Here is a 20,358-nt window from a genome sequence, read left to right as displayed (position 1 = left end):
GAAACAGGGGTGAGGCTGGTGCATCAACCTTGTATTGTGATGCAGTCCGTTCAGGCGGGTGTGGCGTGCCCGTGGGCTTGCAGCCTGGCGCGGAACGCTGCTGGCAGCGGCGCGACTTTTTTGCCGCCCCCGGGCGCGTCGCCAACGAAGACCACACCGGTCTTGCCCCGGGCGACTTCACGTCCGCTGGCCTTGTCGCGCAGGCGGAACACCAGGTCGAAGCCGTACCTGTTGAAGTCGTCGGGGACCATGTCGATCTGCAGGGTCTCGCCGTAAAAGGCTTCCGACTTGTACTGCGCCATCATGTCGCCCACCACGATGGACAGGCCCTCGATGTCCAGCTCGCCGCGGTAGCCCAGCCAGCGGAAGAAGCGCAGGCGCGCCTCAGACACCAGGCTGAGCAACTGGGCGTTGTCCAGGTGCCCGCCTTGGTTGACGTGGCTGATGTAGATGGGGATGTCGGTGCTGAACAGGAACTGCTCGGGCAGTTCGAACTGGATGCGGGCCATGGGGGAGTGTGCCGAACTCAGCGTGCCGGCACGCCGTCGGGCATGGCGGTGCTGGGCGAGCTGGGGAAGCTGTGGCGCAGGATGCGCCAGATCACCTGGCCGAACTGGCCGGCCATCGAGCCGGTGTTGTAGTGGATGCCGTAGCGGCGGCAGATGTCGCGCACGACCGGTGCCATCTCGGCGTAACGGTTGGCCGGCACGTCGGGGAAGAGGTGGTGCTCGATCTGGTGGCTCAGGTTGCCCGTCAGGATGTGCAGGGCCTTGCTGCCCGACAGGTTGGACGAGCCCAGGATCTGGCGCACATACCACTGCGGACGCGATTCGTCTTTCAGCACGGCCTTGGGGAAGGTCTGCACATTGGTGGTGAAGTGACCGCAGAAGATGACGGTGTAGGTCCAGAGGTTGCGCAGGCCATTGGCCACGAGGTTGCCGGTGAACACCGAGGCCCAGGCGGGGCCGGCCAGCAGCGGGAAGACGACGTAGTCCTTGACGAGCTGGCGGCGCCACTTGTGCAGCGTGGGGGCGGATTCCTTGAACAGGCGAGCCCAGGTGATGCGGCCGATGAAGACGCGGCCCACGCGCAGGTTCTGGATGGCCACGCCCCACTGGAACAGCAGCGCGAAGATCACGGCGTACAGCGGCTGGAACAGCGCGGCAGGGTGCCACTTCTGTTCGGGGAAGATGCGCAGCACGTCGTAGCCGATGTCATCGTCCATGCCGTGCACATTGGTGTAGGTGTGGTGCTTGAAGTTGTGGGTTTTGCGCCAGTTGTCGGCGGTGCCGACGATGTCCCACTCGAAGGTCTTGCCGCTGAAGCGCGGGTCGCCCATCCAGTCGAACTGGCCGTGGATGACGTTGTGGCCCAGCTCCATGTTGTCCAGGATCTTGGACAGGCCCAGCGTGAAGGCGCCCAGCAGCCAGACGCTCCAGTCCCACGGCGAGGGCAGGAAAAAGCCGACCACCAGCAGGATGCGGCCGATGATTTCCGTCCAGCGCACGGCGGCGAAGATGCGGCGGATGTAGCGGGCGTCGCGCTCGCCGAGGTCGGCCACGGTGCGGGCGCGCAGGGCTTCGATCTCGGTGCCGAAGTCGCTGAGCTCTTGCGGGCTCAAGGGGCGCTGCAGGCCGCGGTGGATGCCGGGGTGGAGCGTCGGGAGGGCGGCGGAGGCGGGAGCTTGGCTCATGGGGGCGGTGCCTTCTTGAAAATCAAAGGTCCAGAGACAGGTCGGAGCAGGCGCGGCTCACGCACAGGCGCACGGCCATGTCGGGCTCGGCGCTGCGTTCGCCAGTCAGGGTGTCCAGGGTGGTGCCGCTGTGGCGCTGGCACACGCAGGTGTGGCAGACGCCCATGCGGCATCCGGAGGGCGGGTTCAGCCCTTGGGCTTCCAGGGCCTCCAGCAGCGAGCTGCCCGAGGACACGCTCAAGGTGCGGCCGCTGCGCGTGAGCGACACGGCCACTGTGGTGGCTTCGCCCGCGCCGGGCAGATCGGCAGGGACGGTGGGCGTGAAGCCCTCGGCCTGGAAGCTGCGCGCGGTGGCGGCCGTCAGGGCGCGGGCGGCATCGACGAAACCGCCGGGGCCGCAGGCCAGCACCTGGCGGTCGGCCCAGGCGGCGCTGCCCTCGGTGCTGACACCGGCGTTGCCGCACAGGCGGGTCAACAGAGCGTGGTCGATGAAGCCCTGGTGTTCATCGGTGCCTTGGGCCGCTTCGTGGGTCACCACGAAATGCACCTGGAAGCGCGGGTGTTGGCGGGCCAGGGCGCGCAGCTCGCCGGCAAAGCAGAATTCGGCGCGGGTCTTGGCCCAGTAGATCAGGCTGACATCCACCGGCATGCCCTGGGCGGCCAGTTGGCGGGTCAGGGCCATCAGCGGGGTGATGCCGCTGCCGGCGGCCAGGAACAGCCAGCGGCCTTCGGGGCTTTGAACGCCTTGAGCGCTGGCCGGCAGGGTCATGTCACCGAAGGCCTCGCCCAGCTCCAACACGTCGCCCACGCGGGTGTGCTCGCACAGCTGGGTGCTCAGGCGGCCGCCATCGACGCGCTTGACGGTGATGGCGATGCGGCCATCGCGGCGGGGGATGTCGGTCAGGCTGTAGCTGCGCGTGACGCGGCGGCCACCCACCTCGGCGCTGACGTTGAGGTGCTGTCCGGGCTGGAAACCGGCCCAGTGGCCATTGGGCTGCAGCACCAGGGTGACGGCGTCCTGCGCCTCGACGCGGCGCTCGACCACGCGGGCCAGGGCGCGCGACCACGACCAGGTCGCGTTGAGCTTTTGCGCCCAGAAGTCGAAGGTGGCTGGGTCCACCATGGGGCCGAGCAGGCGGTGAACCAGGCCGGGAGCGGCGGGTGCGGTGGCAGTCAGTGACACGGATCGGGCCTCGTGAAGCGCATGAGCGCGACTATACATCTGTGCAGACAGTTGTGCATTAATGTCCTTCGTTATCATCGGCGGTCGTATGATCCGCATCAATGAGTCCAATCCCGTCCCCTGTTCAGGTGCCCGCGCCCGGCCGCAAACCGGTCATCACGCGTGACGACATCGTGGCCGCCGCGCTCAAGCTCGTCGGCCCGCAGCGCAGCGTCTCCTCGCTGAGCCTGCGCGAGGTCGCGCGCGAGGCGGGCATCGCGCCCAACAGCTTTTACCGGCACTTCCATGACATGGACGAGCTGGCGGTGGCCTTGATCGAGCTGGCCGGGCGCTCGCTGCGCGACATCATCGGCTCGGCCCGCAGCCGCGCCCGCACCGACGCCAGCGTGGTGCGCAGCTCCATCGAGGTGTTCGTGGCGCAGCTGCGCAGCGACGATCGCCTGCTGCACATCCTGCTGCGCGAGGGCAATGTGGGCTCCGACGCCTTCAAGCAGGCGGTGGAGCGCCAGCTGACCTTCTTTGAAGAAGAGCTCACCCTGGACCTGGTGCGCCTGGCCCGGGCCGAACGCACAGGGCTCTATGAGCCGGCACTGACGGCGCGGGCCATCACGCGCTTGGTGTTCGCGATCGCGGCCACCGCCATGGACCAGCCGGCCGATCAGCAAGCGCAACTGACCGAACAGCTCATCCAGATGGTGCGCATGATCGTGGCGGGCACGCAGACCCTGGCCGCCCAGTCGCGCGAGGACGCCCAGGTGGCGGTGCGCTGAGGCGCCAGCCCGGAGCCGTGTCAGTGCGAGCGCTGTGCCTGCGACTCGCTCAGGCGGAAGGTCTGCACCATGGTGGACAGGCGGGTCGCCTGGTCCTTGAGGCTTTCGGCCGCAGCGGCGCTTTCTTCCACCAGGGCGGCGTTTTGCTGCGTCATCTGGTCGAGCTGGTTCACGGCGCTGGTCACTTGCTCGATGCCCTGTGACTGCTCGTTGGCCGATGCCGTGATCTCGCTGATCACGTCCGACACGCGCTGCACCGAGCTCATGATCTCGCTCATGGTCGAGCCCGCATCGTTGACGTAGCGGGTGCCGTCTTCGACGCGCTCGACCGAGGCCTCGATGAGCGATTTGATCTCGCGCGCGGCCGTGGCCGAGCGTTGCGCCAGCGAGCGCACTTCCGCCGCCACCACCGCGAAGCCGCGGCCTTGCTCACCCGCGCGGGCGGCTTCCACCGCGGCGTTCAGGGCCAGGATGTTGGTTTGGAAAGCGATGCCGTCGATGACCGAGATGATGTCGGTGATCTTGCGCGAGGCCGCGTGGATCTCGCCCATGGTGCTGACCGCCTGTGAGACGACCTGGGTGCCGCGCTCGGCCACGGCGGCCGCCGACGAGGCCATCTGGTTGGCCTGGCGGGCCGATTCGGTCGAGTGGTTGACGGTGACCAGCAGCTGCGACATCGAAGAGGCCGTGTGCTGCAGGTTCGAGGCCGTGTTCTCGGTGCGCTGGCTCAGGTCCTGGTTGCCGGTGGCGATCTCCTGGGCGGCCACGTGCACCGAGCCACTGCTGTTGCGCAGCTCGATGAGCACCGTGTTGAGCTTCTCGACGAAGGCGTTGAAGCTGCGGGCGATCTCGGCGAGCTCGTCGCGGCCCGAGGTCTCCAGGCGGCGCGACAGGTCGCCATCGCCCGAGGAAATTTCGCGCATGGTGTCGCGCAGCTGTTCGAGCTTGCGCAGGCGCTTGGCGATCAGGGTGCCCGTCACCAGGATGGTCAGCGCCAGCACCACGACCGAGGCCAGCACCGAGGTCTGCACCAGGGCCCAGACGCCGGCCATGGCCTCCTGGCGGTCCAGCGCGACGACCAGCGTCCAGTCGGTGCCCTTGACCGCGGCGGCCGACACCAGCACGGACTGATCGCGCAGTGTCATCGGCGTCAGGTGGGTGGCCTGGGTCAGGGCCTCGATGCGCGCCATGGTCAGCTGCGCGTCCACCTCGGTGCTGGCTTTCATGGCCAGTTGGGTGTCTTTGTGGGCGATGACCTGGCCGCTGCTGTGCACCAGGAAGGCGTAGCTGGACGGTGTGGGCGCGATGGCCGAGACGGTGTCCACCACGCGGTCCAGGAAGATGTCGGCGGCGGCCACGGCCTTGAGCTGCCCGCCAGCCACCACCGGGATGGCCGAGGTCACCACGAGCTTCTTGCTGCCGGCGTCCACGTAAGGGGCGGTCAGCACGGGCTTGCCGGCTTGGGCGGCGGCCTTGTACCAGGGCCGGGCGGTGGGGTCGTAGTCGGGGGCCAGGCCGGCCGGGTTGGCGAAGACGTAGCGCTTGTCGGCGTAGCCGAAGTAGGTGTTGTCCAGCCCGCCGGCTGCTTTCAAGGTTTGCAGCGCCTTGAGCGGGTCGGCCTCGTCGATGGCGGGCAGGGCGGCCTGCACGATGCGTTCTTTGTCCTGCGCCCAGTCGCTCAGCACGGCCACCCGGGCCCGGGTGAGCTGGTGTGTCTGGGCGTCGAGGTTGTCCAGCAGGTGGCTGCGGGCCGTGAAGATGTTGGTCAGCGACATGGCCGCCAGGCCGCCCAGCGCGCAGGCACTGACGATCCAGACCAGCTGGTGCTTCAGGGACGATGACAGACGCAACACGGCAAGCTCCTGAGGACACGGGTTTCTTGTTATCGACCGCCGCGCGGGCGCATGATCCCGCAAGCCGTGAAGTGCGTCACGGTGTGGCTGTTTTCCGTGCGCCTGCCCGCGCGCACCAACTTGGCCCATAACTTGCTCGTGTCACACAACTCGCAGCCAATCTGAGCTGTCGTCCCTTTTGCTGCTTCCCGCTGGAGATCCGTGTGTCCATCCACGTTGCGCTCAACCACACCACCCATTACACCTACGACCGCCTGGTCAACCTGTCGCCGCAGATCGTCCGGCTGAGGCCGGCGCCGCACTGCCGCACCCGCATCCTGTCGTACTCGCTCAAGGTCGAGCCGGCGGTGCACTTCATCAACTGGCAGCAGGACCCGTTCGCCAACCACCTGGCGCGGCTGGTGTTCCCCGAGCGCACGCGCGAATTCAAGGTCACCGTGGACATCGTCGCCGAGATGGCGGTTTACAACCCCTTCGACTTTTTCCTTGAGCCCCACGCCGAGAACTACCCCTTCACCTACGACGAGGCCTCGCTGCACGACCTGCAGCCCTACCTGGCCAAGGCGCCGCTGACACCGAAGTTCAAGGCCTTCGTGGACAGCATCGACCGCAAGGAGGTGCGCACCATCGACTTCCTGGTCGGCCTCAACCAGCGTTTGCAGGGCGACATCGCCTACACGATCCGCATGGAGCCCGGCGTGCAGACGCCCGAGGAAACGCTGACGCTGAAGTCCGGCTCCTGCCGCGACACCGGCTGGCTGCTGGTGCAGGCGCTGCGCCACATGGGCCTGGCCGCGCGCTTCGTGTCGGGCTACCTCGTCCAGCTCAAGGCCGATGTGGCCGCGCTGGACGGCCCCTCGGGCACGGAGGTGGATTTCACCGACCTGCACGCCTGGTGCGAGGTCTTCCTGCCCGGTGCCGGCTGGGTCGGCCTGGACCCGACCTCGGGCCTGATGGCCGGCGAAGGGCACATCCCCGTGGCCTGCACGCCCGAGCCCACCGGCGCAGCGCCCGTTTCCGGTGCGGTGGACGAGTGCGAGGTCAGCTTCGGGCACCACATGGGCATCACGCGCATCTACGAGTCGCCGCGCGTGACCAAGCCCTACACGCCCGCGCAGTGGGAGGCCATCGATGCGCTCGGCCAGGCCGTCGATGCCCAGCTGAACGACACCGACGTGCGCCTGACCATGGGCGGCGAGCCGACCTTCGTTTCGGTCGATGACCGCGATGGCGCCGAGTGGAACACCGACGCGCTCGGCCCCACCAAGCGCGGCCTGGCCACCACCTTGGTGCACAAGCTGCGCGCCCGCTACGGCGAGGGCGGCTTCCTGCACTTCGGCCAGGGCAAGTGGTACCCGGGCGAGCAGCTGCCGCGCTGGGCGCTGTCCATCTTCTGGCGCACCGACGGCCAGCCCTGCTGGCACGACCCCAGCCTGTTCGCCGACGAGCGGCAGGCCGTGCGCTACACCAGTGCCGACGCCAAGCGCTTCATCGACACGCTGTCGGACAAGCTGGGCGTGGGCTCGGCCCATGTCCAGACGGGTTACGAGGACACCTGGTACTACCTGTGGCGCGAGCGCCGCCTGCCCGTCAACGTGGACCCGCTGGACGCCCGCCTGGACGACGAGCTGGAGCGCGTGCGCCTGCGCCGCATCTTCGACCAGGGGCTGGACCACACCGTGGGCTACGCCCTGCCGCTCAAGCGCGAGTGGCGGCATGCCGCCCCGGGGCTGAGTGGCCCGACCTGGGTGACCGGCCCCTGGTTCTTCCGCGACGAGCGCATGTACCTCATCCCTGGCGACTCACCCATGGGCCTGCGCCTGCCGCTGGACTCGCTGCCCTGGGTCAGCAGCGGCGACTACCCCTACCCGCTGGCGCACGACCCCTTCGCGCCCAAGCCGGCCTTGCGGGATGCGGCCGCGCTGCGTGCCCAATATGGCCCCCACGCCATGGGCGGCGGCTTCGCGCAGGGCGGGGCGGTGTCCGTCCAGGGCCAGGCGGTGGACGGCCTGGACCCCCGCGGGCAACGCGGTGGCGCGAACGGCGAGTGGGGTGAGCTCGCGGCCAACCCGGTGCTGGGCGCCGCCGGCCCGGCCACGGCCAGCGCGGTGGACCCGGCCAAGCTGCCCAGCCGCTTCGAGTCGGCGCACTGGATCACCCGCACGGCCCTGTGCGTGGAGGTGCGCAACCCCGACCGCGCCAGCGGCCCCAAGGTGGAAACCGAAGGAGAGGGCGGCGGCGTGTTGTACGTGTTCATGCCGCCCCTGACCAGCCTGGACGACTACCTCGACCTCGTGGCCGCGGTGGAGGCCACGGCCGCCGAGACCGGCCTGAAGGTCGTGCTGGAGGGCTACCCACCGCCGCGCGACGCCCGCCTCAAGGTGCTGCAGGTCACGCCCGACCCCGGCGTCATCGAGGTCAACATCCACCCAGCGTCCAGCTGGGAGCAACTGGTGGACCACACCGAGTTCCTCTACCAGGCCGCGCACGAAACCCGCCTGTCCACCGAGAAGTTCATGGTGGACGGCCGCCACACCGGCACCGGCGGCGGCAACCACTTCGTGCTGGGCGGCGCCACGCCGGCCGACAGCCCCTTCCTGCGCCGCCCCGACCTCATCCCCAGCCTGCTGACCTTCTGGCACAACCACCCCTCGCTGTCCTACCTGTTCTCGGGCCTGTTCATCGGGCCGACCAGCCAGGCGCCGCGCATCGACGAGGCGCGCATGGACCAGGTCTATGAGACCGAGATCGCCATGAAGGAGATCGAGCGCCAGATGGGCATCTGGGGCCAGTGCCCGCCTTGGCTGATCGACCGCTCGCTGCGCAACCTGCTGGTGGACGCCACCGGCAACACCCACCGCAGCGAGTTCTGCATCGACAAGCTCTACTCGCCCGACGGCCCCACCGGCCGCCTCGGCCTGCTGGAGTTGCGCGCCTTCGAGATGCCGCCCCACGCTCAGATGAGCCTGGTGCAGCAGCTCCTGCTGCGCGCCCTGGTCGCCTGGTTCTGGAAAGAGCCGTACAAGGGCCATGGCGCCACCCGGCTGACGCGCTGGGGCACCGGCCTGCACGACCGCTTCTTGCTGCCCAGCTTCGTCGAGCAGGATTTCGCCGACGTGCTGGCCGAGCTGGAAATGGCCGGCCACGCCTTCGACCCCGCCTGGTTCGCGCCGCACTTCGAGTTCCGCTTCCCCTACATCGGCGAGGTGCAGTCGGCCGGCGTGCGCCTGAGCCTGCGCGGTGCGCTGGAGCCCTGGCACGTCATGGGCGAGGAAGGCTCGCCCGGTGGCACGGTGCGCTATGTGGACTCCTCGCTGGAGCGCCTGGAGGTGCGCGCCACCGGGCTCAATGGCAACCGCCACGTGGTCACGGTCAATGGCCAGCTGCTGCCCTTGCACCCCACGGGCCGCAGTGGCGAGTTCGTGGCGGGCGTGCGTTACCGCGCCTGGCAACCGCCGTCTTGCCTGCACCCGACCATCGGTGCCGACGCGCCCTTGACCTTCGACGTGGTGGACACCTGGCTCAAGCGCTCCCTGGGGGGCTGCCAGTACCACGTCGCCCACCCGGGCGGACGCAACCACGACACCTTCCCCGTCAACGCCTTCGAGGCCGAAAGCCGCCGCCTGGCGCGCTTCTTCCGCATGGGCCACACGCCCGGTGCGATGGACGTGCGCCCCCAGCCGGCCGGCATCGAACACCCCTTGACGCTGGACTTGCGTCGGGCCAAGGGTGGTGCATGAAGGCCGGGTTGGTAGGATGACGCCACTGTGCCTCCCTCCGTGACGACATCCTTGACCACCTCCCTGCCGCTGTTCGACGACGCCACCCCGGCCGGCGCCAGCCCGGGCGAGGCCCTGGCCCACGAGCTCCTTCAGCGCGCGCGGCCGGCCGAAGCGGGCCACTACGACGAGCTGCGCGATGCCGAGGGCGCCTTGCGTCCGGCCTGGCGGGGCTTCGTCGATCACCTCGGCGCGCCGCTCGACGACCTGCAGCGCCGCCAGGCGCTGATGGCGCGGCAGATCCGCGAAGACGGCATCACCTACAACGTTTACAACGCCCAGGGCGGGCCCAGCCGGCCCTGGTCGCTGGAGGTGCTGCCCCTCATCGTCGAGGCCGACGAATGGCGCAGCCTGGAGCAAGGCGTGGCCCAGCGCGCCCGCCTGCTCAACACCGTCCTGGCCGACACCTACGGCGAGCAGCGCCTGCTCAAGGAAGCCCTGCTGCCCTCGGCCCTGGTGCTGGGTCACCCCGGCTACCTGCGCGGCCTGCAGGGCGTGACACCGCCGGGCGGCATCCACCTGCACGTGCTGGCCTTCGACCTGGTGCGCGGGCCCGATGGCGCCTGGTGGGTGGTCTCGCACCGCACCCAGGCGCCCTCGGGGCTGGGCTATGTGATGCAGAACCGGCTCATCGTCTCGCGGCAGTTCCCCGAGGCCTACCGGGCGATGAACGTGCAGCACCTGGCCTCGGGCTACCGGCGCCTGATCGACACCCTCAGCGAGTTGGCCGCGGGCTGTGTCGGCGGCGCCGAGGGTGCCCAGGGCGCGGCCCCCAGCCTGGCCCTGCTGACCCCAGGCCCGTTCAACGAAACCTATTTCGAGCAGGCCTACCTGGCGCGCTACCTCGGTCTGCCCCTGGTCGAAGGAGGTGACTTGGTGGTGCGCGACGAGCGCCTCTTCATGAAAACGGTGCAAGGCCTGGCGCCGCTGCACGGCCTGCTGCGCCGCCTGGACGACGACTTCTGCGACCCGCTGGAGCTGCGCTCCGACTCCCACCTGGGCGTGCCCGGCCTGATGCAGGTGGTGCGCGCCGGCCACGTCGTGCTGGCCAACGCCTTGGGCACGGGCTTCCTGGAGTCGCCCGCGGTGCACGGCTTCCTGCCGGCGCTGTCGCGCAAGCTGCTGGGCGAAGAGCTCGCCTTGCCCTCGCTGCCCACCTGGTGGTGCGGCGAGGCCAGCGCCTGGGCCGACATCCGCCCCGAGCTGGCCCACCAGGTCATCCGCCCCAGCCACCCCCACGCGGGCACGCCGGGCTTCGGCTCGCCCCGCCTGCGCCAGAGCTTCGAGGCCGTGCTCGGCCAGACCCTGACCGCGCCGGCCCTGCAGGCCTGGCGCGAGCGCATCGACCACGATCCCGGGGCCTACACCGTTCAGGACTTCGTGCCCTACGCCCAGGCGCCGGTGTGGCAAGGAGGCGGTGCTGGTGCGGGTGGCGCAGGCCACGTCAACCCGCGCGGCGCCTCGCTGCGCGTTTATGCCCTGTCCGATGGCCGTGGCGGCTGGCAGGTGCTGCCCGGCGGCATGACCCGCATCGCCACGCGCGACGCCGGGCCGGTCTCCATGCAGCTGGGCGGCAGCTCACTGGACACCTGGGTGCTGACCGACGAGCCGGTGGACACCTTCTCGATGCTGCCCACCTCGGTGCGCCTGGACGAGCTTGCCCAGCGCCAGCGCCCGGTGGCCAGCCGCATCGGCGAGAACCTGTTCTGGATGGGCCGCTACACCGAGCGCGCTGAGCAGCAGTTGCGCCTGGTGCAGAACCTCATCGGCCTGGCCAGCACCGAAGACGAGCCCGACGACGCTGTGCTGCAAGCGCTGTCGGCCTTGTCGCTGCGCTGCGGCCTCGTGCCCCAGGGCACGCCCAGCCTGGCCCAGGCACCCCGCGTGTTCGAGCGCGCCGCGCTGGACGCCCTCATCGACCCGCAGGCCCGCCAAGGCGCCCTCAGCCTGGCCCACAACCTCGACGCCCTGGCGCGCTCGGCCCAGACCCTGCGCGAGCGCCTCTCGCCCGCCCACGTCCGCCTGCTGCGCACCCTGGGGCCCGACTTCCAGCAGGCCCTCACCCCCGACGCTCCTCAGGGCCGCCCAGGTTTGCAACAGGCCGACGAGGCCCTGGAGCACCTGGCCATGCAGTTGTCGGCCGTGACCGGCGCGCAGACCGACCGCATGACCCGCGACGCCGGCTGGCGCTTGCTCACCGTGGGCCGCCTCATCGAGCGTCTGGCGGGCTATGCCGGCTTCCTGCAGGCGTTCTGCACGCACGAGGCACTGGGCCAGGCCCAGGGCTACGACCAGTTGCTTGACCTCTTCGACAGCGCCATCACCTTCCGTGCCCGCTTCCAACGCCGCCTGGAACGGCCGGCCCTGCTGGCCATGCTGGTCATGGACGAGAACAACCCCCGCGCCCTGGCCTGCGTGCTGCGCCGCCTGCGCACCGAGCTGGGCAAGCTGCCCGAGCGCGGCAGCTCCCAGGCCGACCTGCTGGCCCTCCTGCCCCACCAGGGCGTGGGCAGCACCCTCGACGAACTCTGTGACCCGGCCCTGGGCCCCGAGCGCTTGCTGGCCCTGTGCGCCCGCCTGATCGACGCCAGCTGGCGCCTGTCCGACGAGGTCGCGCGCCTCTTCTTCGTCCACGCCGAGACCCACGATGCCATGGTGAGCGCATGACCTCTCCAGCCGCCGCCCGCCTCAGCGTCGAACACGAAACCCGCTACGACTACGACCACCCGGTCGAACAGGCCCAGCACATCGCCTGCCTGCGCCCTTTGAGCGATGCCGGCCAGCGGCTGCTGTCTTTCGAGATGGCCGTGCAGCCGACCCCGCAGCAGCACAGCACCCGCCGCGACAGCCACGGCAACAGCCGCGCCTACTTCGCCCTGCACGCCGCCCACCAGGCGCTGCGCGTGGTGGCCCGCAGCGAGGTGCAGGTCACGGCCCGCTACGAAGGCCTGGCCGAACACCTCACCGCGCACCCAGGCCCCACCTGTGGTCAGGTGCGCGAGCGCCTGAGCTACCGCGCCAAAGCCCCGTTCGAGCCCGCCGCCGAATTCCTCTACGCCTCGCCCTACGTGCCCCTGCACCCGGAACTGCGCGCCTACGGGGCCGAGTCCCTGCAGGACGACCGACCCCTGGCCGAAGCCGCCATCGCGCTGATGCAGCGCATCCACGCCGACTTCAGCTACGCGCCGGCCTCCACCGACATCTCCACGCCCATCCTCACCGTGCTGGCCGAGCGCCGCGGCGTCTGCCAGGACTTCGCCCACCTCATGCTGGGTTGCCTGCGCGCCTGCGGCCTGGCCGGGCGCTACGTCAGCGGCTACCTGCTGACCCGCCCGCCACCGGGCCAGGCCCCCTTGGTCGGCGCCGACGCCTCGCACGCCTGGGTCAGCGTCTGGGTGCCCGGCCTGGGCCTGCCCCTGGCCGACGACTGGCTCGACCTCGACCCCACCAACGACGCCGTGCCCGAGGTCCACCATGTGCGCGTCGCCCACGGCCGGGACTTCGGCGACGTCACCCCCTTGCGCGGCGTCATCCGCGGTGGCGGGGACCACCGGCTGGCCGTGCGGGTCACCACGCGGCTGCTCTGAGCGGCGCGCCGTGCGCCCAGCGTCGCCCGCGGCACTCCCAGCGCCACCCACCGCACAAAAAGCGCCACCTGCGCCCCAAAAAGGGGCGACACTGCCACTGAAAGTGCCGCGCGCCGCACTCCGTGAGCCACGTGCTGGGTCGCTGTGGGCCATGCATGCCTCTTTGCGGGGCGTGCGACGCGCTTTTCGCGACATGCACGCCCCAGAAAGCGGCGCGCTTGTCGCGAAAAGCGCGGACGCTGGCCTGGCGCGACCCAGCACATGCCCCTTTTCGGGGCGCGGTCGGCACTTTCAGCGGCAAGCGCCATTTGTGCCAGGTCAAGCCCCTCGCCAAAAGGGCGACGCGCGGCGCCTGCAGTTTGGCGCTCGACCCTGGCAGGCCAGCACTTGGCACGCTTAGTGCATTGACATGGACAACGCTGTTTTCCATCCCCCCACCAGGGCCCATCGATGAGATTCTTCGACGAGATGCACGCAGGCAGCGCCGACGCCGACCCGCAGGTGCGCGACCACTACCAGACCTACGGCCGATGGCTGCAGCGTCAGCCGGGCGAACTCATGGCCTCGCGCCGTGCGGAAGCCGAGATGATCTTCCGCCGCGTCGGGATCACCTTCGCGGTCTATGGCGACAAGGACGAGGACGGCTCGGGCACCGAGCGCCTCATTCCTTTCGACCTGATCCCGCGCATCATCCCCAGCCACGAGTGGAAGGAGATGGAGAAGGGCCTCAAGCAGCGCGTCACCGCGCTCAACATGTTCCTCAAGGACGTCTATCACGAGCAGGCCATCCTCAAGGCGGGCGTGATCCCGTCCGAGCCGGTGCTCAACAACGCCCAGTTCCGCCAGGAAATGGTGGGCCTGAAGGTGCCTGGCGACATCTACTCCATCATCGCGGGCATCGACATCGTGCGTGCCTGCAACCCCGATGGCAGCGGCACCTACTACGTGCTCGAAGACAACCTGCGCGTGCCCTCGGGCGTCAGCTACATGCTGGAGAACCGCAAGATGTCGATGCGGCTCTTCCCCGAGCTGTTCGCCGAGCACCGCGTCGCCCCGGTGGCGCACTACCCCGACCTGCTGCTCGACACCCTGCGCGCCATGGCGCCGGCCAACGTCAACGAGCCCACGGCCGTCGTGCTCACGCCCGGCCAGTACAACTCGGCCTACTTCGAGCACGCCTTCCTGGCGCAGCAAATGGGCATCGAGCTGGTGCAGGGTCAGGACCTCTTCGTCAAGGACGACTTCGTTTACATGCGCACCACCCGCGGGCCGCAGCGCGTGGACGTCATCTACCGCCGCCTGGACGACGACTTCATGGACCCGGAAGTCTTCCGCAAGGACTCGACCCTGGGCGTGGCCGGCCTGCTGCGCGCCTACCGCGCTGGCAACGTCACCCTGGCCAATGCCTTCGGCACGGGCATCGCCGATGACAAGTCGATCTACCCCTACGTGCCCAAGATGATCGAGTTCTACCTCGGTGAGAAGCCCATCCTGCAGAACGTGCCCACGCACATCTGCCGTGAAACCGATGCGCTGAAGTACACGCTGGACAACCTGGCCGACCTCGTCGTCAAGGAAGTTCACGGGGCCGGTGGCTACGGCATGCTGGTGGGGCCGGCGGCCACGAAGGCCGAGATCGAAGATTTCCGCCAGGTGCTCATCGCCAACCCGAGCAACTACATCGCCCAGCCCACGCTGTCGCTGTCCACCTGCCCGACCTTCGTGGACAGCGGCATCGCGCCGCGCCACATCGACCTGCGCCCCTTCGTGCTGTCTGGCAAGACGGTGCAGATGGTGCCCGGCGGCCTGACCCGCGTGGCCTTGAAAGAAGGCTCGCTCGTGGTCAACAGCTCGCAGGGCGGCGGCACCAAGGACACCTGGGTGCTGGAGAGCTGACCGGCTCAGCTGACTGTTTCACAAGGGAGGGCCACCATGCTCAACGAACGCATCGAAGACCACCTGCCCACGCAACTCATCGAGACCGAATCCGGCGCCTGGCGGGCACGCCACGCTGCCGGCATGTCGCATATGGAGACCAAGCCCATGCTGTCGCGCACCGCCGATCACCTCTTCTGGATGGCCCGCTACATGGAGCGGGCCGAAAACACCGCGCGCCTGCTGGACGTCAACTACCAGACGTCGCTGCTGCCGCAATCCAGCGAAGCCGCGCTGCAAGGCTGGGAGGGCCTGCTGGGCATCAGCGAGCTGACCGAGGAATACCTCCACAAGTTCGACGAGGTCAACGCGCGCGACGTGATGTCCTTCATGGTGACCGACGCCAACAACCCGTCGAGCATCCTGAGCTGCCTGCGCGCCGCCCGTGAGAACGCCCGGGCCGTGCGCGGGGCGCTCACCACCGAGGTCTGGGAGACCATGAACCAGACCTGGCTGGAGTTCAACCGCCTGGTCAAGGAAGGCGCCATGGGGCGCGACCCGGCCGACCTGTTCGAGTGGGTCAAGTTCCGCTCGCACCTCTCGCGCGGCGTGACGCTCGGCACCATGCTGCAAGACGAGTCCTTCCACTTCCAGCGCATCGGCACCTTCCTGGAGCGCGCCGACAACACCGCCCGCCTGCTGGACGTGAAGTTCCACGCGCGCAACACCGAGTTTTTTGGCTCGGGCGCCGGCAACGAGGGCAAGGAGGTGGACTTCTACCACTGGTCGGCCGTGCTGCGCTCGGTCTCGGCCTTCGAGGTCTATCGCAAGGTCTATCGCAACGTCATCCGCCCGGAGAAGGTGGCCGAGTTGCTGATCCTGCGCGCCGAGATGCCGCGTTCGCTGGTGCACTGCATGGACGAGGTGGTGAGCAACCTGCGCGCCGTGGCCAATGACCACAGCCAGGAAACCCTGCGCCGCGCCGGCCGCCTGCGCGCCGACCTGCAGTTCAGCCGCATCGATGAGATCACGGCCACCGGCCTGCACGCCTACCTGACGCAGTTCCTTGACCGCGTGGGCGATTTGGGCTGGGGCATCAGCCGGGATTTCCTGATGCCTGCGAAGGCCTGAGCCTGCCGAACCTGGCTGCTCAGGCGGCCTCGCCCACCGGGTAGGCCGTCATGCGCAGCATGCGCATCAGGATGCCGGCGGTCGTGGTCTCGTTGAGCACGAAACGTGGCAGCTCGAAGCGCGGTGCGCTGCGCGTGCCCACGCCGCTGCGCGTGCTGACCGCGTTGAGAAACCCTGCGCGGCGGACCATCTCCACGTGCTGAGGGCCATAGTCGGTCCCGGGTTTGCCGTTCGGGTAGGCAAACGAGGTGATGCGCTGTCCCGTCAGGTTGGACAAGACGTCGGCATTGCTGCGGATTTCTTCCCAGGCTGCGGCCTCGTCCAGGCGGGCCAGGATCAGGTGCTGGGTCGTGTGTCCGCCCACCGACATGCCGGCGCGCGTCAAAGCACGCACCTGCTCATCGTCCATCATGAGTTGATGCGGGGCCTTGTGGCCCAAGGTCGCCAGCAGGCGCTCAGACAGCCTTTCGCGCTGGACCGGGTCAAGGTACTTGACCTGGCGGACGAGGGCGTCCAGGGCCGCAACCCGCGAGGCCACATCGCCCAAGATCACCGGGGACGCATCTTTCAGGCCCAGGTCGAGTTGCCCTGTGGGCGCATGGCGGACGGTCTCCACCATGACGTCGTGGAACATCGTGCCACCGTTGAGGAAGCCACTGGAGACGTAGAAAGTGGCGGTCAGACCGTGGCGCTGCAACAGCGGCAAGGCGATGTCGTGGTTGTCGCGGTAGCCATCGTCGAAGGTGATGCTGATGGCGCGGGGCGGCAAGCGTCCCTCGGCCAGGAGGGATGCGGCCTCGTCCAGGGGCAAGGCCTTGAAGCAACGTGCCAGCGTCCTGAACTGCGTGTCCATCGTGCGGGCTGTGTGGGTCTCAGCCTGCAAGGGGTCGCGCTCAGGCAAGACCCGGTGGTACATCAGCACGGGGAGTGCTGCTTGCGCGCCGCCTGAGAGCCTGGTCAAGGAGAAGATGGGACGTCCCATTCAGCCCTCGTGTGCCGCGGGCTTGCGCGCCTGCGCACCTGCCATGTGTATCGGATGCCTGCCTTTCAACACCGTGACTCCCCTTTCAGACGTAGCGTACACGAGTCTGACGACATATCTTTACGCAACGGCCACCAAGGGACGCTGTGGTCAGGCAGATGGCGGCACGTAGCCCTGCACCTGCTCGGCACCGCCGCCAAAGAAGAACTGCTCCATCTGGCGGGCGAGGTACTGGCGGGCGCGGGCGTCGGCCAGGTTCAGGCGGTTTTCATTGACCAGCATGGTCTGGTGCTTCATCCAGAGCTGCCAGGCTTCCTTGCTGATTTCGTTGTAAATGCGCTTGCCCAGCTCGCCGGGGTAGGGTGCGAAGTCCAGGCCTTCGCCTTCCTTGTCGAGGTGGGTGCAGTGGATGGTGCGTGCCATGGTGGTATTGCGGTTCAGAAAAATCACTTGAGGTGCTTGACCAGCACCTGAGAGCGGCGGTCCCATTTGTAGGAACGCTTGCGTGCCTCAGGCAGCCAGTCCGGGTCCACCAGCGCGAAGCCGCGCTTGATGAACCAGTGCATGGTACGGGTCGTCAATACAAACAGGGTTTGCAGGCCCATTGCCCGCGCGCGCTGCTCGATGCGCTTGAGGATGCGTTCGCCGTCCCCCTGGCCTTGCACGCTGGGCGAGATGGTCAGTGCGGCCATCTCGGCGGTGTGGGCCTCGGGGAAGGGGTAGAGCGCCGCACAGCCGAAGATCACGCCGTCGTGCTCGATGACGGTGTAGAGGCCGACGTCGCGCTCGATTTCCGTGCGGCTGCGCTTGACCAGGGTGCCGTCCTGCTCGAAGGGCTCGATGAGTTGCAGGATGCCGCCAACGTCGTCGGGCGTGGCCTCGCGCAGGCTTTCCAGCTTCTCGTCCACGATCATGGTGCCCACGCCATCGTGCGTGAAGACTTCCATCAGCAGGGCGCCATCGACCTTGAAGGGCAGGATGTGCACGCGCTCGACGCCGCCTTCGCTGGCCTTGACGGCGTGCTGCAGGTAGTAAGCCGTGTCGGTGGGTTGCAGCGGGTTGGGCAGGGCGGCCAGCAGGCGCTTGGCATCGGCCAGGGCGAGCTCCTGGTCGATCTCGACGTCGGGGTCGTGCTGGCCGGCTTCGAGCTCGGCGGCGCGTTGGGGTTCCTGCACGATGCCCTGCAGGATGCCGCGCACCTCGGTCACGAAGATGAGCTTGTCGGCCTGCAGCGCGATGGCGGCGCTGGTGGCCACGTCTTCCATGCTCAGGTTGAAGGCCTCGCCGGTGTGCGAGAAGCCAAAGGGCGAGATCATGACCAGGGCGCCGGTGTCGATGGCGCGGCGGATGGCCACGGCGTCGATCTTGCGGACCAGGCCGGTGTGCATGAAGTCCACGCCATCGACGATGCCCACGGGGCGCGCCGTGACGAAGTTGCCCGACATCAGGCTGATGGAGGCACCCGCCATGGGCGTGTTGGGCAGGCCCAGGGAGAAGGCCGCCTCGATTTCATAGCGCAGCTGGCCGGCGGCTTCCTGGGCACAGTCCAGCGCGATCGGGTCGGTGATGCGCATGCCGTGGCTGAAGTGCGAGACCTGGCCCTTGGCGCGCAATTGCTCTTCGAGCTGCGGGCGAAAGCCGTGGGCCAGCACCACCTTGATGCCCATGGCGTGCATGAGCGCGAGGTCCTGCACGAAGTTCTCGAGCTTGCCGGCGGCGATCAGTTCGCCCGAGAGGCCGACCACGAAGGTCTTGCCGCGGTGGGCGTGGATGTGCGGCGCCACCGAGCGGAACCAGGGCACGAAGAGGTGGGGGAAGACGAGGTCCATGCAGATTCAGGCCGGATTCAGGCAGACGCGGTGCCGGCCGACGGTGGGGCCCCGCATCCCCCGATGTTACGACCAATGCGCGGTGGTGCGTCCCCGGGAAACGCACAAGCCTGGCCTCAGCGGCGCATCACGGGGGCGGGCGCAGCTGCGCCCAGGGCCGGGCCTGCTCCAGCTGGGCTGCCAGTTGCAGCAGCAGGGCCTCGCCGTTGAGCGGCGCCACGAACTGCACGCCCAGGGGCAGGCCCGCGGGCGTCCAGTGCAGCGGCACGGACATGGCCGGGCGCCCGGTGAGGTTGGCCAGCTGGGTGAAGGGCGTCCAGGCCAGGTTGTGCAGCACCGTGGTCTGGAAGGCCTGGCTGTGGCGCAGGCGGCCGGCCAGGCCGACGCGGCTGACCACGTCGCTGAGCAGGTCCAGCGCCCAGGGGGTGTCCATGCTGCCGATGGTGGGGGGCGGTGCGCTCAGGGTGGGCGAGAGCCACAGGTCGTGTTCGGCGTGGAAGCGTGCCAGGGCGCGGTTGTGCTCGTGCCAGCGCGCCTCGCACTTCAGCAGTTCCAGGGCCGAGACGCTGCGGCCCACGGCGGCCATCAAGCGAGTGTCGCTTTCGAAGTCGGCGGGCGTGGCGCCGGTGGTGTCGCGCAGGGTCTGGACAATGAAGGCCTGGGCGCAGAACCAGGCCAGCAGGAAATCCTCGGCCAGGTGCAGGCCGTTGACGGGCTGCGGCACGGGCTCGACGTGGTGGCCCAGCGAGCTCAGCAGGGCGGCAGCGTCCTGCACGGCGGCCACGGCCTGCGGATCGACCGGCGTGCCCACGGGGGACTCGGTGGTGAAGCCAATGCGCAGGCGGCCAGTGTCGGCGCGCATGGCCTCCACGTAGGGGATGGGCGGAGCGGCCATGTGGTAGGGCGCGTGGGCCTCGGGGCCTTGCAGCACGTCGAGCATGGCGGCGCTGTCACGCACGCTGCGCGAGACCACGCCTTGCACGGCCGCACCGTTCATGCCTTCGGCCATCAGCGGGCCCATGGAGATGCGCCCGCGCCCGGCCTTGAGGCCGAACAGGCCGCAGGCCGCCGCGGGGATGCGGATGGAGCCGCCGCCGTCGTTGGCGCCGGCCACAGGCACCACGCCGGCCGCCACCGCCGCGGCCGAACCGCCCGAGGAGCCGCCTGGCGAGCGGTTGCGGTCCCAGGGGTTGCGGGCCGGGCCCCACAGCGCGGGCTCGGTCACGTTGCGCGCGCCGAACTCCGGGGTGTTGGTCTTGCCGAAAATGAGCAGGCCGGCTGCGCGCCAGCGGCGCACCACGTCGCTGTCTTCCGCGGCAGGGCGGCGCGCCATCGACTTGCTGCCGCTGGAGGTGGGCACGCCGGCGATGTCCTGGAACAGGTCTTTGACGAGGAAGGGCACGCCGCAGAACGGCGCACGGGCATCGACGGGCTGGCGGGCCTGTGCCCGGGCGGCGTCGTCCAGGCGGCAGACGATGGCGTTGAGCTCGCGGGTGTCGTCAGCGCGCGCCAGGGCCGCGTCGAGCAACTCGGTGGGCGAGACCTCGCCGCGGCGCACGAGCTCGGCCAGGGTGGTGGCGTCGTGTTGAACGTACTCGTCGAAACGCATGGGACGGCTCTGCGCGGGAAGTCGGACACCACGGGATAATGCGGCACTTCGCCCCTGCCTGTGCCCC

At 69.0% G+C, this 20,358-nt stretch carries 14 protein-coding genes; 6 read left to right on the top strand and 8 right to left on the bottom strand.

Annotation, left to right across the window (positions count from 1 at the left end; translation table 11 throughout):
• Positions 1 to 50: 50 nt before the first annotated feature.
• From EV672_RS01035 to EV672_RS01025, 3 genes are read right to left on the bottom strand one after another with little or no spacing between them, the layout of a single operon-like run.
• Positions 51 to 509, bottom strand: a complete 459-nt coding sequence (locus EV672_RS01035; protein WP_133605730.1) for an acyl-CoA thioesterase — start codon at positions 507 to 509, stop codon at positions 51 to 53.
• 17 nt (positions 510 to 526) lie between these two features.
• Positions 527 to 1,693, bottom strand: a complete 1,167-nt coding sequence (locus EV672_RS01030) for a fatty acid desaturase family protein (RefSeq protein WP_133605729.1) — start codon at positions 1,691 to 1,693, stop codon at positions 527 to 529.
• Positions 1,694 to 1,715: 22 nt separating this feature from the next.
• The gene (locus EV672_RS01025; protein WP_208110680.1) at positions 1,716 to 2,876 is read right to left on the bottom strand and encodes a ferredoxin reductase; all 1,161 of its coding nucleotides are present in this window, start codon (positions 2,874 to 2,876) and stop codon (positions 1,716 to 1,718) included.
• A 101-nt stretch (positions 2,877 to 2,977) separates the two neighbouring features.
• On the opposite strand from EV672_RS01025, the gene fabR reads away from it, so the two are divergent.
• Positions 2,978 to 3,646 (top strand): HTH-type transcriptional repressor FabR, encoded by a 669-nt coding sequence (gene fabR, locus EV672_RS01020; protein ID WP_133605728.1) that lies wholly within the window; start codon positions 2,978 to 2,980, stop codon positions 3,644 to 3,646.
• A 20-nt stretch (positions 3,647 to 3,666) separates the two neighbouring features.
• On the opposite strand, the gene EV672_RS01015 is transcribed toward fabR, so the two are convergent.
• Positions 3,667 to 5,490, bottom strand: a complete 1,824-nt coding sequence (locus EV672_RS01015; protein ID WP_424923109.1) for a methyl-accepting chemotaxis protein — start codon at positions 5,488 to 5,490, stop codon at positions 3,667 to 3,669.
• Positions 5,491 to 5,702: 212 nt separating this feature from the next.
• Between EV672_RS01015 and EV672_RS01010 the strand changes: the two genes are divergently transcribed.
• The 5 genes from EV672_RS01010 to EV672_RS00990 all read left to right on the top strand — a co-directional run bounded on the left by EV672_RS01010 (position 5,703) and on the right by EV672_RS00990 (position 15,871).
• Positions 5,703 to 9,239, top strand: a complete 3,537-nt coding sequence (locus EV672_RS01010; protein WP_133605727.1) for a transglutaminase family protein — start codon at positions 5,703 to 5,705, stop codon at positions 9,237 to 9,239.
• A 51-nt stretch (positions 9,240 to 9,290) separates the two neighbouring features.
• Complete coding sequence (locus EV672_RS01005) at positions 9,291 to 11,945, top strand: circularly permuted type 2 ATP-grasp protein (protein WP_243738447.1); 2,655 nt, start codon at positions 9,291 to 9,293, stop codon at positions 11,943 to 11,945.
• The gene (locus EV672_RS01000; protein WP_133605726.1) at positions 11,942 to 12,865 is read left to right on the top strand and encodes a transglutaminase family protein; all 924 of its coding nucleotides are present in this window, start codon (positions 11,942 to 11,944) and stop codon (positions 12,863 to 12,865) included. Before EV672_RS01005 ends, EV672_RS01000 begins: the two co-directional genes overlap by 4 nt.
• Before the next feature lie 450 nt (positions 12,866 to 13,315).
• A complete protein-coding gene (locus EV672_RS00995) occupies positions 13,316 to 14,761 on the top strand; it encodes a circularly permuted type 2 ATP-grasp protein (protein WP_133605725.1) in 1,446 nt (481 codons plus the stop codon).
• Between the two features lie 147 nt (positions 14,762 to 14,908).
• Positions 14,909 to 15,871 carry an alpha-E domain-containing protein gene (locus EV672_RS00990; protein ID WP_133606405.1) on the top strand — a complete coding sequence of 321 codons (963 nt, stop codon included), beginning with the start codon at positions 14,909 to 14,911 and terminating at the stop codon, positions 15,869 to 15,871.
• Between the two features lie 19 nt (positions 15,872 to 15,890).
• Here the strand turns inward: EV672_RS00990 and EV672_RS00985 are convergent, their stop codons facing one another.
• The 4 genes from EV672_RS00985 to EV672_RS00970 form a co-directional block, all read right to left on the bottom strand.
• Positions 15,891 to 16,853, bottom strand: a complete 963-nt coding sequence (locus EV672_RS00985; RefSeq protein WP_133605724.1) for a polysaccharide deacetylase family protein — start codon at positions 16,851 to 16,853, stop codon at positions 15,891 to 15,893.
• 150 nt (positions 16,854 to 17,003) lie between these two features.
• Entirely contained in the window at positions 17,004 to 17,276 is a 273-nt protein-coding gene (locus tag EV672_RS00980; RefSeq protein ID WP_133605723.1) for an oxidative damage protection protein, read from the bottom strand.
• 23 nt (positions 17,277 to 17,299) lie between these two features.
• Positions 17,300 to 18,682: an amino-acid N-acetyltransferase gene (gene argA / locus EV672_RS00975; RefSeq protein WP_133605722.1), complete on the bottom strand. Its 1,383-nt coding sequence runs from the start codon at positions 18,680 to 18,682 to the stop codon at positions 17,300 to 17,302.
• A gap of 127 nt (positions 18,683 to 18,809) precedes the next feature.
• Positions 18,810 to 20,291 carry an amidase gene (locus tag EV672_RS00970; protein ID WP_133605721.1) on the bottom strand — a complete coding sequence of 494 codons (1,482 nt, stop codon included), beginning with the start codon at positions 20,289 to 20,291 and terminating at the stop codon, positions 18,810 to 18,812.
• Positions 20,292 to 20,358 lie beyond the last annotated feature (67 nt).

The organism is Aquabacterium commune (assembly GCF_004362855.1).
In the GTDB taxonomy this organism is placed as follows: domain Bacteria; phylum Pseudomonadota; class Gammaproteobacteria; order Burkholderiales; family Burkholderiaceae_C; genus Aquabacterium; species Aquabacterium commune.
Note: the sequence above shows the minus strand (reverse complement) of the source record. Positions and strands in the feature narration are given on the sequence as shown.

What these genes read in the sequence shown, in the direction of transcription:
- EV672_RS01035 (WP_133605730.1), bottom strand. Translation starts at nt 509, where the DNA reads ATGGCCCGCATCCAGTTCGAACTGCCCGAGCAGTTCCTGTTCAGCACC.
- EV672_RS01030 (WP_133605729.1), bottom strand. Translation starts at nt 1,693, where the DNA reads ATGAGCCAAGCTCCCGCCTCCGCCGCCCTCCCGACGCTCCACCCCGGC.
- fabR (WP_133605728.1), top strand. Translation starts at nt 2,978, where the DNA reads ATGAGTCCAATCCCGTCCCCTGTTCAGGTGCCCGCGCCCGGCCGCAAA.
- EV672_RS01000 (WP_133605726.1), top strand. Translation starts at nt 11,942, where the DNA reads ATGACCTCTCCAGCCGCCGCCCGCCTCAGCGTCGAACACGAAACCCGC.
- EV672_RS00995 (WP_133605725.1), top strand. Translation starts at nt 13,316, where the DNA reads ATGAGATTCTTCGACGAGATGCACGCAGGCAGCGCCGACGCCGACCCG.
- EV672_RS00990 (WP_133606405.1), top strand. Translation starts at nt 14,909, where the DNA reads ATGCTGTCGCGCACCGCCGATCACCTCTTCTGGATGGCCCGCTACATG.
- EV672_RS00985 (WP_133605724.1), bottom strand. Translation starts at nt 16,853, where the DNA reads ATGGGACGTCCCATCTTCTCCTTGACCAGGCTCTCAGGCGGCGCGCAA.
- EV672_RS00980 (WP_133605723.1), bottom strand. Translation starts at nt 17,276, where the DNA reads ATGGCACGCACCATCCACTGCACCCACCTCGACAAGGAAGGCGAAGGC.
- argA (WP_133605722.1), bottom strand. Translation starts at nt 18,682, where the DNA reads ATGGACCTCGTCTTCCCCCACCTCTTCGTGCCCTGGTTCCGCTCGGTG.
- EV672_RS00970 (WP_133605721.1), bottom strand. Translation starts at nt 20,291, where the DNA reads ATGCGTTTCGACGAGTACGTTCAACACGACGCCACCACCCTGGCCGAG.